At 52.9% G+C, this 13415-nt stretch carries 10 protein-coding genes; 3 read left to right on the top strand and 7 right to left on the bottom strand.

The features are described from left to right. Positions 1–40: 40 nt before the first annotated feature. Positions 41–328, top strand: coding sequence for a hypothetical protein (locus tag U740_RS12125; protein WP_152556815.1), 288 nt, complete (start codon positions 41–43; stop codon positions 326–328). Positions 329–493: 165 nt separating this feature from the next. Here U740_RS12125 and U740_RS11880 read toward each other — a convergent pair whose 3' ends face one another. Together U740_RS11880 and U740_RS08735 are read right to left on the bottom strand one after the other, a co-directional pair. Next, positions 494–1978, bottom strand: a complete 1485-nt coding sequence (locus U740_RS11880) for a sensor domain-containing diguanylate cyclase (protein WP_051921345.1) — start codon at positions 1976–1978, stop codon at positions 494–496. Positions 1979–2370: 392 nt separating this feature from the next. Then, positions 2371–3567 (bottom strand): EAL and HDOD domain-containing protein, encoded by a 1197-nt coding sequence (locus U740_RS08735; protein WP_036860247.1) that lies wholly within the window; start codon positions 3565–3567, stop codon positions 2371–2373. Positions 3568–4128: 561 nt separating this feature from the next. On the opposite strand from U740_RS08735, the gene U740_RS08730 reads away from it, so the two are divergent. Both U740_RS08730 and U740_RS08725 read left to right on the top strand, forming a co-directional pair. Further along, complete coding sequence (locus U740_RS08730; RefSeq protein ID WP_036860244.1) at positions 4129–5343, top strand: lytic murein transglycosylase; 1215 nt, start codon at positions 4129–4131, stop codon at positions 5341–5343. A gap of 359 nt (positions 5344–5702) precedes the next feature. Next, positions 5703–7505, top strand: a complete 1803-nt coding sequence (locus tag U740_RS08725; protein ID WP_051921343.1) for a cation:proton antiporter — start codon at positions 5703–5705, stop codon at positions 7503–7505. A 36-nt stretch (positions 7506–7541) separates the two neighbouring features. Here the strand turns inward: U740_RS08725 and U740_RS08720 are convergent, their stop codons facing one another. From U740_RS08720 to U740_RS11875, 5 genes are all read right to left on the bottom strand, one after another. Then, positions 7542–9428: a cytochrome c/FTR1 family iron permease gene (locus tag U740_RS08720; RefSeq protein ID WP_235189849.1), complete on the bottom strand. Its 1887-nt coding sequence runs from the start codon at positions 9426–9428 to the stop codon at positions 7542–7544. A 397-nt stretch (positions 9429–9825) separates the two neighbouring features. After that, positions 9826–10530, bottom strand: coding sequence for a polysaccharide deacetylase family protein (locus tag U740_RS08715; protein ID WP_036860243.1), 705 nt, complete (start codon positions 10528–10530; stop codon positions 9826–9828). Then, positions 10527–11681 (bottom strand): glycosyltransferase, encoded by a 1155-nt coding sequence (locus U740_RS08710; RefSeq protein WP_235189848.1) that lies wholly within the window; start codon positions 11679–11681, stop codon positions 10527–10529. The genes U740_RS08715 and U740_RS08710 overlap by 4 nt, the downstream gene beginning before the upstream one ends. Next, a complete protein-coding gene (locus U740_RS08705; RefSeq protein WP_051921339.1) occupies positions 11678–12844 on the bottom strand; it encodes a sulfotransferase in 1167 nt (388 codons plus the stop codon). The genes U740_RS08710 and U740_RS08705 overlap by 4 nt, the downstream gene beginning before the upstream one ends. Next, entirely contained in the window at positions 12841–13314 is a 474-nt protein-coding gene (locus tag U740_RS11875; RefSeq protein ID WP_051921338.1) for a GtrA family protein, read from the bottom strand. Before U740_RS11875 ends, U740_RS08705 begins: the two co-directional genes overlap by 4 nt. Positions 13315–13415: the final 101 nt, after the last annotated feature.

Below are 13415 nucleotides of genomic sequence, written 5' to 3'. Positions count from 1 at the left end.
TTCCGCCATTCATGTACATCGAATCCAGTGCGGGTTTCTGTTGTGGTTGGTTTGCCTGACCGGTCGTCTGATCGCCGCTTTGCTGGGTCGGAGCTCGGCGGTAAGTGTATTGATTGTCGTTACGGCGGCACTATGGGCCAGGTTTCTGATGGAGCAGATTGATGGGCAGAGAACCACTATTGAGGATACTAGATCTACGAATGCTCTGGATGACAATCGCCCTGCTATTGCTGCCGGCGGGCCAGCACAGTTTCAACCTGGGCTTGGGCAGTTGCCTTCATCCTTCTTCCTCAGGCGCTACCTTTCAGTGCTCTGGCCCCTCGCGTAGAGGGCCAGTGTGGTTAGAAATTTTAGGAACAAAACCACTTTCAACAATCGAGTCGGGCTTTCAAAAGTAGAGCCACTGCCTATCTGCAAGACCTCGACATACCATGTCTCTTATTATCTCCGACAGATCACCGGAATTGTAATCAGCGCTTGAGGGGGAGATACTTCAGCAGGTCAGTAATGGCGACTGGCAATGGCGGTTCCTTCCCTCTTGCTTGGCACGGTACAACGCATCATCGGCCTGCTTTAACAGGGCGTCTGCTTCGGGTATATGTGTCGTTCCTATGGCGGATATCAGTGTCGCTCCTCCCGTGCTCACAGTAATCGCTGCCTCCAGATTGTCCAGTTTACTAACTAACCGGGAAAGGCGCTTTGCCACGGTATAACAACCAGCTTCATCAGTATGTGGCAGCAGGAGCAAGAACTCCTCACCGCCTAGCCGTATAACGGTATCAGTTATACGAGCCACCTGCTTGAGAGCGATAGCCAGTTTCCGGAGTGCCACATCCCCCGCGGGATGACCGTACGTATCGTTATAATGTTTAAAGTGATCAACATCCACGATCACTAGCGACAGTGGCTCCCCAGTTCGCGAACTACGCTGTAACTCTTCCTGCATCCGCTTATCCAGTGCACGTCGATTACCAAGTTGAGTCAGTGGGTCCGTAGCGGACAACAGCTTTAGTTTTCGATTCACTGACTCCAACTCTTTTTGACGGCAGAGCAACTCCGCTTCTGCGTGCTTCTGGGCCGTGATTTCTTGAATCTGTGAAACAAAATACTCTGGATTGCCTTGCTCGTCGCGAACCACTGAAACACTCAGAAGGACCCAAATCTCACGCCCATCCTTATGAAAATACCGCTTCTCCATCCGATAAGTGTCGCGCTCACCCGCCAGTATTTCACGCAGAAGCTTCAAATCGGTATCCAGATCATCCGGATGAGTGATGGCCTGAAAGTCAATAGCCAACAATTCGGTTGCCGTATAACCTAAAATTTTGGTAATCGCACGATTGACCCTTAACCAGCGGCCCTCAGGGCTCACCAAAGCCATCCCGATCGGGGCATATTCGAACGCACTCTCAAACAGTCTGATGTTGTCATGCAACCGGTTGACAGCTTCCCGTCTCTCACGATCAACCTGATGCTGCTCGATGACCTGACCGATTCGCCCGGCCATGAGTTCAATGAGTTCTATATCAATGTCATCAAAAGGGTGCTCTCGGACTTCTGGCGCTGTGAAATTCAGGGTGCCATAAATCTCTCCATTAACGCGGATAGGTGTGGCAAGGTAAGCTTCCAGTCGCATCTGTCGGTAAGCTGGGTGACCGTAGAAAGCAACATCCTGTGCTGCGTGGGTGACAGCCAAGGTCGAGTCTTTGCTGACTACTACCGAGCAATAGGTTTCACCGAGTGGCAGGGTATCCCCGATGATCAAGCCAGGGGTATCGGGTTCAATAGCAAGGATCGTATATTGATCATCGCGGATTCGACTGACAATACCCGTCGGCATGTCGAATAACCGCATCCCCGTTTTAAGATAATCAGCATAGAGTTCACTGTAGGAATGATATCGGCTCAAGCTGAGCCGGTGAAATTCACGAAAATGGTCTGCCAGACTGGCAAACCTACTGGTGTTTAAATCCGTCATAAATGGGGGTTGATCCTGGCTGACAGGTGGCTTGCTTCTGAGGCATAGCACACAAGTACTTTGTTATTATCTCAATTACTATTGGCCGACACAAACATGTCTGGTTTGTAGGATAACGAAGGTTCAAGTTAGCTGATTTACCCGATTTATTCACTTGGAGACGAGATAATACCCCAGATTACCCAGATTACTACGTTGCCTTTCTAGCTTGCCATCAGGTGATAAGCACCCTCCAAACTCTGTTCATACCGAGTCGAGGAAAACAAACACGTTGTTGAGGCGAAGGATATCTACCAAGACCAGAGAGCTAAAAACCTGATGATCGTTCCCACATATCAGCACATAAAACAGCTGATTTTTTATATTAAACCAGCAATATGTCTGCTCGGTATTTATAGTTGACCAAAGGCGTCTTTGGCCCATTCGATACTTTTCAAATACAGGCTGCCAAGTTCTTCCGGGCTTAGGCAGGTTAAGTTTTCATGTGCCAATTCCCAGCGTTCATAAGAGAGGACATCATTAAGGATATCTCCAGCAGGACCTTCCTGGAAAAGAATCGCCTGTCGCATTTGCTCACCAATTGGCATCTGCTCCAATGCTTCCGCCAGGGGGATATCCAACATACTATCAAGAGAAGACAACATTCCTATCAGAAATAGATTTCCCGCCTGCTCTCCGCACTGAAGCGCAGTCAATTCGCACATTTTTCCCCGGATCAGCGCTTGCTGGAAACTGGCACCGGGCTTGCCTGACAATGTCGCTAATGTCAAAACGTTGACCCAACGTCTTACTTCGTTCAGGCCCAGATAAGATACAGCGTGTGTTATGGACTCCATTTTATTTCGCAGGCCAAAAAATGCGGAATTAATATAACGAAGCAATTTATAACTTAAACCAGCATCTTGAGAAACGATTGAGGCAAGCTCCGAAAAAGTAACATCAGGGTCATTTACCAGTGTTAACAGCTTCACCGCAGCGAGATGATTAACGCCTACTCGCCGGCCTTTAACAGTATTTGGCTTACTGAAGAAAAAGCCCTGAAACAGCTCACAACCTGCATCACGAAACAACTCAAACATTTCATGAGTTTCAACCTTCTCGGCCAAAATGGTCAGGTTGTATGGTTTGAGCTCTTTAATTAGATCCAGAGTTTCCTGTAGCGGGTTGGCTAGCACATCGAGTTTCACAATATGAGCGAACTCCAGAAGTGGGCGCCATTCTGAACTCATCTGGAAGTCATCCAATGCAAGGGTGTACCCTTCGTTAGAAAGCTCTTTAAGCGCGCTGATTATTCGCAAATCAACTGCCACACTTTCCAGAACCTCGATAACGATGCGATCCTTGGGTAAATAAAGTGGTATTTTTTCCAACAGATTTTGGGCGGTAAAATTAATAAATGCTTTTGAGTTACCAACTACGTTATTAAGTCCGATTTCAAGAATAGTGTCCGTAATTATCTGATTGGTGGCCTCGCTTGAACCATCCTTGCTGCTCAGGTCAAAATCCTGACCTCTGAACAAAAGCTCATAGGCGTGAATTGACATGTTTGAATCAAGAATTTCCTGACGTCCGACAACTATATTTGTCATCTACTGTTTCCTGTTTTCTCATGATTTTACTATCCATTTTTTAAAATACCTACTTTTAAAATGGCCAATCCCGAGACTGAGTTATGAAGATTTTGGCAAACGTAAAATGACAAAGAATAAATGCCTTTTTGTTCAGGTCCACACGCAACTTTGTTGTTAATCGCCCGACACTTCAACACTCCCAGCTTCCACAACAACAGGCCCATGGGGCTTTGGTGGAAACAGTTAATCTTGTAGGTCAATCGCCTGTATACGATGCCATATGTACAATCTATGCTGGTTGCCCCTTAGAACTGGTGCAGCATCCCGAGCGGGGTATTCTGCCCTTGCAAACATCTTATTTTGCTAAGCTGTTTCAGGCGGTGGTACCGTACGTGCACCGGGCTTTCCAGTATATCAATAAGGATTAAATCAGTGCAGATGATAACAATTGGTTCTATTCATGCCTCACTTTGCTACGGTTACAACCCGATCTGGAGTTACACTCAGGCGTGGACAGCTGGCAATACCCGTGGATAATCATCATCGATGTGTTCCTAACCGCCCCCTGAGACGCAAAACGTGAATACATTCGCAGTACGTCGCCACTTCGTCGTTATCCTCGCCTTAGGGGCACTCGCCATCACAGCACCATCGTCGGCAAATACTGAGTTTTCCACTTGCCTCATGTCGCTTCAGGCACAGGCCCGCAGCGCGGGCATCAACGAAAGCATTCTGAGGGATGTCGTCCCCGGCCTGCAGCAACAGGAGCGGGTCATCAGTCTTGACCGGAAGCAACCCGAGTTCCTGCAGACCTTTTCCGAGTACCTTGATCTGCGGGTCACTCCGGAGCGTGTCGAACGCGGGCGGGCACTACTGGAGCAGCATCGGCCGTTTCTTCTGGATTTGCAGGAACAGTATGGCGTACCTCCACAATACCTCGTGTCCTTCTGGGGTCTTGAAACCAATTACGGCAGCTACCTCGGTCGCATGCCAACACTCGACTCACTGGCGACCCTGGCCTGTGATCAGCGGCGCAGTGATTTCTTCTCAGGTGAGTTCATCGCAGCCCTACAACTGATGCAGCGCGAATCCCTCGAACCTGCGGATATGCAGGGGTCCTGGGCAGGTGCTGTGGGGCATACCCAATTCATGCCCTCTTCATACTTGCACTATGCCGTAGACGGTGACGGCGATGGCCAGATCGACCTTTGGCGCAGTGAACACGATGCCCTGGCATCCGGGGCCAACTACCTGAAATCCCTGGGCTGGCAGTCTGGTCTTCGCTGGGGTCGAGAGGTGCAGTTGCCCGACAACTTCCCGTTTCAGCTTGCCGGTCAGCGCGACCAACGCCACCCGCTACAGGTATGGGCCGACTATGGGGTAAAACAGAGTAATGGTGGAAAACTGCCCATCGCCAGTGCGGATGCCGCGTTACTGGTTCCAGCAGGACACCGCGGTCCCGCCTTTCTGGTCTACGATAATTTCGAGATCATCATGCGCTGGAATCGGTCCGAGCTCTACGCCATTGCCGTTGGTCACCTGGCCGATCGCATCGCCGGTGCTGGTGCACTGCGCGATGGCTCCAGCGCCCAGGAGCCCCTGCGAAAAACTGATATTGAACTCGCCCAGAAGACACTTAACGCGCTCGGTTATGATGTGGGTCCCGTCGACGGTGTGCTGGGCTCCGCAACCCGCAGTGCGCTGCGCGACTTCCAGCTCGCCAATAATATGGTTGCGGACGGCTATCCCAACTCATCAACGCTGGAGGCTATCGCCACCCATGACAGGCGCTAAGTAAACTTTCAGTGCCCTGGAGCAACATCGGGTTTTGGCCAGAACCCAACTGATTCAGTCACAGTGCCAGCATTGCCCGTAACAAAATAGCCATTTACCGAACCTCTTGGTTTGGCAAAATTATTGGTCTACAGCTGTTCAAAAACTTATCCTGGATTACTATGAATTCAGTTTCATCAAATGGAGAACACGGAATATGTCGTTTAACTATTACTTCTAGCCCTACTTGACAGTTGCTGGAATATTTCTCGAAATACCTTTAATAGATAAATATAATTATTTAATTTTATTGATAATTTTTTAAAGAATCCTAATAACTGATAAGTTTTTTCGACTCAACATGGCTTATTGGAGCACCAATGCACGCCGCCACCCTTATGCTGATTATTTTGAGCGCCGGACTTGTCAGCCAATGGATTGCCTGGCGAATCCATCTGCCGGCAATCGTTGTGTTGATTGCAGCCGGCCTTGTTCTGGGGCCTGTGAGCGGCATCATCGAACTGGGTTTATCTCAAACCGAACTGACGGAGCTCATTGGTATGGGGGTCGCCATTATCCTGTTCGAAGGCGGTATGGATTTAAAGCTTGGCGAAATCCGACGTGTTGGACACGGCGTTGGCCGCCTGACAATTCTTGGCCCGCCGCTGGCTTGGATTTTCGGTGCACTGGCCGCGCATTTTGTTGCCGGACTGAGCTGGCCGGTCGCCTGGGTACTGGGCGCTATTCTGGTGGTCACAGGTCCGACCGTAATCCTGCCTTTGCTACGTCAGGCCCGCCTCAACGGGGAGTCGGCTTCACTGTTGAAATGGGAGGGAATCGTCAATGACCCAATGGGGGTATTGCTGGCGGTACTCACTTTTCAATACTTCACCCTCGCTGGGAGCGATTGGTCTCAGGTGCTCACAGGACTCGGCGCGGCAATCGCCGCAGCAGCGCTGTTTGGCGGTGTGGGGGGATGGCTGATAGGCTGGTTCTACCGTCGCGGAGGGGTCCCCCCTCACCTCAAGCCACCGCTACTGATGTTGCTGGTGCTGGCGGCTTATTGGGCCAGCAATCTGGTCCAGCATGAGGCGGGGTTGCTGACCGTGACGGTGATGGGTCTGGTCATCGGTAATATGAAACTGGTCGAGCGTGAGCCACTGCGTCACTTCAAGGAAAATCTTACCATTGTGCTGGTATCGGTGCTGTTTATCGTCATCCCATCCCAGCTCAGAATCGATCAGTTGGAGCTGCTGAACTGGCGAGTGGTGGCCTTCGTGCTGGCTATCCTGTTGCTGGTGCGGCCGCTGTCTATCTTTCTGGCAACGCTGAGTGCACCCATGCGCGGCAAGGACAAACTGCTGCTGGCGTGGATTGCGCCGAGAGGTATCGTCGCCGCAGCCACTGCGGGCATCTTTAGCCCGGCACTGATTGCTGCCGGCTATCAGGACGCTGAACTGCTTCTACCGATCGTTTTTCTAATCATTATCGTGACCGTATTGGCACACGGTCTCACGCTGGGGCCGCTGGCGCGAAAATTGTTTCTGGCGGCAAAGGAAGAAAACGGTCTGCTGATCGTAGGAGCCTCTCCCTGGACTCAGGCCCTAGCAAAGGCCCTCAAGGATCTCGAGGTGGACGTGGTTGTCACCGATGGATCTTATCAACGCCTTAAACCAATCCGCATGGATGGCATCAAGGTCTACTATGGAGAGATTCTCTCCGAACATGCCGAGCATGAGTTAGATGATGAACATTTGAGTTTTCTGCTGTGCGCTACCGACAATCATTACTACAACGCGCTGGTCTGCAAGGCACAGGGCGCCCAGTTCGGACACCACCGTACTTTTCAGCTGCGCCCTCACGAAGAGTCAGTCCAGGAACAGAAACGTCTGACCCTGCAGCAGCGCGGCTATTTCGCCTTTGAGCCACCAACAGATTTTTATACCCTCCAACAACGCCTGAACGATGGTTGGACAATACAATCAACACGCCTGAGCGAGGATTTCAATCTCGACCAGTTGAAAAGCCGGCTGGGTGAATCCGGCGTTGACTGGTTATTGCTCGGCAGTCTGTCTCCACAGGGTAAATTACGGATTTGTTCGAGCGAACAGCCCTTTAAGTTCTCCACTGATTGGACCTTAATCTATTTTTGCCCAGGGGATGCCAGCGATTGCTCAAACTAGAGGACGGCTGAGTAGGTAGATTAAAAAATCTTCCGATTAGTCCGGCTTCGAAGGGGCAATACCTGGATTTTTAAAATCGCCTGTACGGGATGTCGGGCAGGAAGCTTTCTTTCTCGACCCTGTCACCATCATAAAAATCAGTAAGACTGAAAGTTGCGCAAGTATTCCCTGCCAGTTGGACTTGACACCAACCCAGTCGATTTCGAAACTGACAGGTAATGGGGTAATACCAAGGAGAGCTGCTTCCTGCAGTGCCGACACCGCCTTGCCCATCAAAATAAACGCCAGAGCCAGTAACAGATAGGTGGTAATGGAAAAGAATTTGGCAATAGGCAGTTTTACCGAATAACGGGCCAATACCCAGGCCAGTAACAGCAGAAAAGCAACACCGAGGGAGAAGCCGCCGATAACAGATGGGTATTGAGTGGATGCCGTCTGTGTCAGCAACGCCTGATAAAACAACACAGTTTCAAACACTTCGCGATACACCACGATAAATGCGAGTAACGCCAGGCCCCACAGTGTCCCCGACGTCAGGTGAGTATTGATATGCTGCTGGATATAGGCCTGCCACTGCGCTGCATGGGTTTTACTGTGCATCCAGATACCGACGTAGAGTAACACCAACACCGCCAACAGCGCCGCTACACCCTCCATAACTTCCCGGCTGGCGCCGCTGATACTGATCAGTGACTGTGCCGCCGCCCAGGTGGCAACGCCGGCCAGCAATGCCGCAACCCAGCCCAAATGCACATAGCGAAGCCCATCCTTGCGCCCGGTTCGCACTAACACGGTGACCATGGCAATAACCACCAGTAACGCTTCAAGCCCCTCCCTTAACAGGATAAACAGACTGGCGCTAAACAGTGTGACATTGGACAGCGTGGACTCGGATAACAATCGATCCGCATCATCCAGCTGTATCAGTATCTGGCTCACAGCTCCTTCTACCTCGCCCGCGGCTTGCGGCTGTTTCATCAGTTGCCGCATAGCCATCATATCGACCTCCAGGGACCGTCGCAGTGCTTTATCCTGCGCGTCCAAACTGTTCTCGATCAACTCAAAACCATCCAGATAGGCGCTGACCGCCAATGTCTGTGCGACCTGGTAATCGCCTCGCTGATGCGCCGCTTGTGCAAGCAGCAACTGGTCACGGGTGATTTTAAGGGGATCGTCTGATACTTCGAATAGCGGTTTCGGATTGGCTCGCAAGCCTTGCACCGTCTGCAGAGTGACCTCGGGGAGATCGGCGGCCAGTTGCGCCGGGGTATGGTTGACCAATTGCTGCAAAGTGACATTGGATGCCTCACCCGCCACAGGCGAGCCGGATTGAAATGCCAAGCTGCCAACGTGGAAGGCCAGAGACCAACGCTCCTGTTCTGACAATTGGTCAAAAGCCTGCATCGCGGTTTCATCTATACCACGAGAGATGGCATCGTACAGGCCCAACAGTGATCGGTTCAGGGCACGTTCTTTGTCAGAGAAATCGGTTGGGGCTGGCTTTAATTGCGCTGCCAGCACACCATCGCCGCCACCGGACTCACCATGACAAGAGGCGCACTGATTCTCAAACAACTGTTTGATACTCGTTTTAGGCAAAAGCCGATCCGGCAGAGCCGACTGTGGCATCAGAGCCAACAAAGTGCCTCGCAGGCTGCTGCTCATTTGCCGAATCGTCTCGGTATCTTGTTTCTTTTGAATGGCGTCCTGTAATGCATTTGCCTGGGTCGCCAGCTCGGCACCCCTAGTCTGTTCATTTTGAATCGCGGAAACCTTAGTCACGATAAGTTGGGAAAATTCGAGCATTTCCTGATACTCATCACCATTGATCACCTGCCCGTCCCTAACGGCTTCCACGTAATCCACAGCAATATATTCGGCCAGCTGTGCCAACTGACGCACCTGGGTGAAGCTGTCATTCACAGACGCTTGGCTAATCCCAGGATACAAACAGGCCAGGGTCACCAGTATTACTGAGATATTCAGAACCAGTTGCTTCTGATGTGTAAAACGGCCTACCCAGTGAGTCTGCATTTACGAGATCTCTGATTGATTATTTGATAATGATAATTAGTCTTAATTGTAACCTCTCTACCATCCCTGGAGTCAAGCGAGCGAACGGTTTCTCCCAAATGAGGAAGGTCACAACTTCCGGCCTTCCCTGACTAGCGTCCCATCCCCCTTTCCTGTCGCACTAGCGGCCAGTTTCTGGAGAGTCAAGTGAATGGGTTCGGTGAGAAAACAGGAAGTTCTAAATCCCGCACCAGACGGGTGAAAGCATGTCTAAAATGCCGTTATTGCTACCACCCTGTTAGCCTGATCAGAGCGCGTCGCCATAGCTGATAAAGTGCCAGTGCTCTTGCAACAACTCGCGCAACGAGTCACCCAGGCGAAGATTCAGATCCTGCGGATGAACACCGATGCGCAGGGTTCGCCGGGAGATGCGGGCCATCCCGATTTGGCTGCTGTTCCATAGCCGGAGGCTCGCCGCACGAAACCCTGAATCGGCTTCGAAACCCACCAGTGGCAGTGTATGCAGATGGGTGGTACGCAGGTCCAATACACCGCGCAGAACCTCAACCCGCTCGAAATTCAGCGATGTCAGCGAGTGCCTGGCAACTGCGCCCAGCGCCCAGGCCGGGGGTACGTACAGTGACGGTGAAGGCAGGTTGTGTTCGGCAAACCAGGCGTGTGAGCGGCGCATCAGCGCCAGGATGCCTTCACAGTCAAGCGCAAGGTGTTCGGCCACGTTGCGCGACAATAGAGCCGAGTGAAGTCGGTGGTAAAGGCCGCGCGGTGTCCCCACTCGGTGCAGCCAGCCGTGTGCGGCGAGCTCATGACCGAGTCCAGCAAGTTCCCGTAGCCGGTCGAGTTGAACGTCACGCCAGTCGCATCCGGGAACAACCAGCAGGGTCATAGGGGGGATGGTGTAACTGCGGCAGAGTGTCAGGAAATCTTCTACCAGCGAGAGTGTCTCGGGGATGACGTCATGCATCGACAGCACTGCTCGGGATTGGCTATTCATACCGGTTTTTTGCGTGCATACCGTTCTACAAAACCCAGCCACTGATCAATGGTCTGGTTATTCAGGGTTTCGGCGGCCCCGCGTGCAGCGACAGCTTTGTCCTGCCAGATACTTGCCGGAAGTTCGCTCAGCTGGTGCAACACTTGCGCCAGCGACTCGCCTTCACCGAGGGTAAACAGCGAACTCTCCAGCAATGGCCAATCGTGAATGCCGGCGTTGGCGGCCACCAGTGCAGGACGTCCGCGCGCCATGGCTTCCAGTGCGACCGTACCAAAAGTCTCCATATGGGAGGGCAATATCAGCAACCCGGCGGCGTCCATTTCCGCGCGCAGGGCGTCACGTTCCAGCCAGCCGGTCAACCGCAGATTGGGCAGCGATTGTGCCTCACGCTCGAGTCCACTACGCAGCGGACCGTCGCCAGCTATGACAAAGCGGATGTCCGGCAGTGCTTTCACAGCATCGAGGATAACGGGCAGGTTTTTCTCGGGCGCCAGACGTCCGGCGAACAGTACCTGCCGCAGATTCTCTGTGGGAGACACAATCGGGGTATCGAGAAATGCTCGCGATAACGGAGTCCCCATCACATCCACGTGCCGCGCACCAAGGCGTTCCACCGTGGCGTTGAGGCCGGGATTGTTGACCAGCACCGAGTCACTGTTCCGGCAAAGAATACGATTGACCTGCTCCAGGTACCAGTGCGCCAGGCGGAAAAACCAGGTATTGCCGTAAAGTTTCACCAGCCCTTCGAAATGCGTGTGGAACGCGGTCAGAAATCCAACACCACTGCGTCTGGCAAGCCAAAGCCCCAACAACCCGAATGGCCCAGGCGTTACCGATATCACCAGATCGGGCTGCAGCGCCCGGAATTCGCGGCAGATACGCAGTACATTGGGCGTGATGAGTTTCTGGGTAGAGTCACCGGGCAGAGGCAGGGCAAAGCGTAAAAAACGTTTTTTTGCCACCGGTTGAAACAGTGTCAGTTCACCGAGCTGCGGTCCGAGCTGCACGGCCAGGTCATCGTAATAGGCCCCGGCCCCATTGCGTGCGGGTAGTGCGTCTGAAAAAATTGCCACCCGCAAGCGACTCGCATCCCGTTGTCGGTGGCCCATTTCAGAATCTGATGCAGCCTCAACCTTGATATCGTTACTCATAAGGAGTCCGCCGGTGGTTCGAGTATCTCACGGTAAATGGTTACCAGGTCAGGTTGCGGCGCCATGGCTTCTGACAGCGGCGAGTGGACGTGCACGCTACCGCTACCATAGTCGCGGGCTTCCCTGGCGGCGTCCTCCAGTATCCGTTGCAGTACATCGGTGAGGGGAATATCCAGTTGGCGCAGTGCTGTGGCAATGGCGGTCTGTGCCCGCTCCCGCAATTGACTGTGATCAACCACGGCGAAACGTGCCGCAGGTAGGCAACGGCGCTGCTCACGTAGTTGATGATAGACCTGTTCCAGGCTCACTTGAAACTCATGCGTGACAAGATCCGCTGCCGCCGTCGTGCCAAAGAAAACCAGGCCGTTGCGAATGGAACTGAGCTGGGAGCGCAGTGCACCACCCGGCTCACGCAGACAGACCAGAAAGCGCGAGTCATCGAAACTTTCAGCGAGTTCGGGCAGCCAGGAACCAAAGGCAGCGTTCTTCGACAATAGTCGACGCCCTCTGCCATTGACGTAGAGATGTTTCTGCAGGCAGGACCGATAAAAATTCAGTAGCACCGAGCGTTCGCAATCCGGCAGTTCTCGCAATCGTCCCAGTAACCACAACGACTCACTGGCGGGAAAGGCCAGCACGAGGATAAAACAACCGCCCACGGGCAACAGCGCAAGGTAATCCTCTTCGGCAGCCTGCAGGCCGACCTCGTGGATATGGGCAAATCCCCCGGTCACACGACGGGTAAGCGCATCGCCGAGCCGCTGCAGCGGTTTGCCGATCAACCGATCCAGAGCGGCGAACATACCAAACAATTTCCGCTCGGAAACCGATGGAGCGAACAGAGCTTCCCAGGTATGGAAAGTGGTGAAACTGGCCGTATCGCGGGCCAGTGTTCGGTGCAGAAAAGTTGTTCCGCTACGGGGCACACCACTGATGAACAATGGCTGGTGGATTTTGACGCGGCGCCAGCCGGAAAAAAACAGCTCGTCGAGCAGAAAACCCAGCCAGTGTATGGCCTGCAACAACAGGAACAGCGGAAACAGTATCAGCAGGACGACCAGCCGCCGGGGACCCAATGGCCCAGCACGGCGACCTTCAACGCCAAAAGCCTCTATAAACCATCGCACGTGAAGTCGCACACTGAGCAGGAACGCGTCTCTCATGGAGGCATAGGGGCGGTTTCGGCCCTGTGGCTGAACACCAGCTTACTGGACACGGAGAAGTTGAATGCCAGGCCGACCAGCCCGCCGATCCAGATAGCAACCAGTGGCAACAGCAATAGTGCCTGCGGCTGGATCAGATGATTGTAACCCAGTGCAATTACGCCGCTGAACACGGCATAGTTGAGGAGACCTCCGGCGGCATGAAGGCCGAAATGTCCGGCCATCTGGCGATGAAAACTACCGCGCTGGTCGCGTCCGAAAGTGAAGTAACGGTTGAGCAGATAGCCCACCATGATCGCCGTGGTCAGCGAAATGACACGGGCGACATGTAGATTCATGCCGAACAGCCAGGGCAGCAGGTAAGTACCGCCGGCGTCAATCAAAGAAACCTTCACTCCAACGGTGGCGAAACGCAGAAACTGCGCGAGGCGGCTGTGCGAATGCAGATAACGACGGAGGTACCACTTCATCGGGAACTGTTTGCCAGAATTATGAGAAGTGCAACGGACATTATCGGATGCCGACAGGCGGTGTCAATCAGCGCCTTTCAGACACTGGCCATAAATAAAAC

This window comes from Porticoccus hydrocarbonoclasticus MCTG13d, from assembly GCF_000744735.1.
GTDB classification, from domain to species: domain Bacteria; phylum Pseudomonadota; class Gammaproteobacteria; order Pseudomonadales; family Porticoccaceae; genus Porticoccus; species Porticoccus hydrocarbonoclasticus.
This window is presented reverse-complemented; position numbering and strand designations above follow the sequence as displayed.

Excerpts from the sequence above, each read along its gene's own strand:
- U740_RS08710 (WP_235189848.1), bottom strand. The coding sequence starts at position 11,681 with ATGAGTAACGATATCAAGGTTGAGGCTGCATCAGATTCTGAAATGGGC.
- U740_RS08715 (WP_036860243.1), bottom strand. The coding sequence starts at position 10,530 with ATGAATAGCCAATCCCGAGCAGTGCTGTCGATGCATGACGTCATCCCC.
- U740_RS08725 (WP_051921343.1), top strand. The coding sequence starts at position 5,703 with ATGCACGCCGCCACCCTTATGCTGATTATTTTGAGCGCCGGACTTGTC.
- U740_RS11880 (WP_051921345.1), bottom strand. The coding sequence starts at position 1,978 with ATGACGGATTTAAACACCAGTAGGTTTGCCAGTCTGGCAGACCATTTT.
- U740_RS08705 (WP_051921339.1), bottom strand. The coding sequence starts at position 12,844 with ATGAGAGACGCGTTCCTGCTCAGTGTGCGACTTCACGTGCGATGGTTT.
- U740_RS11875 (WP_051921338.1), bottom strand. The coding sequence starts at position 13,314 with ATGAAGTGGTACCTCCGTCGTTATCTGCATTCGCACAGCCGCCTCGCG.
- U740_RS08735 (WP_036860247.1), bottom strand. The coding sequence starts at position 3,567 with ATGACAAATATAGTTGTCGGACGTCAGGAAATTCTTGATTCAAACATG.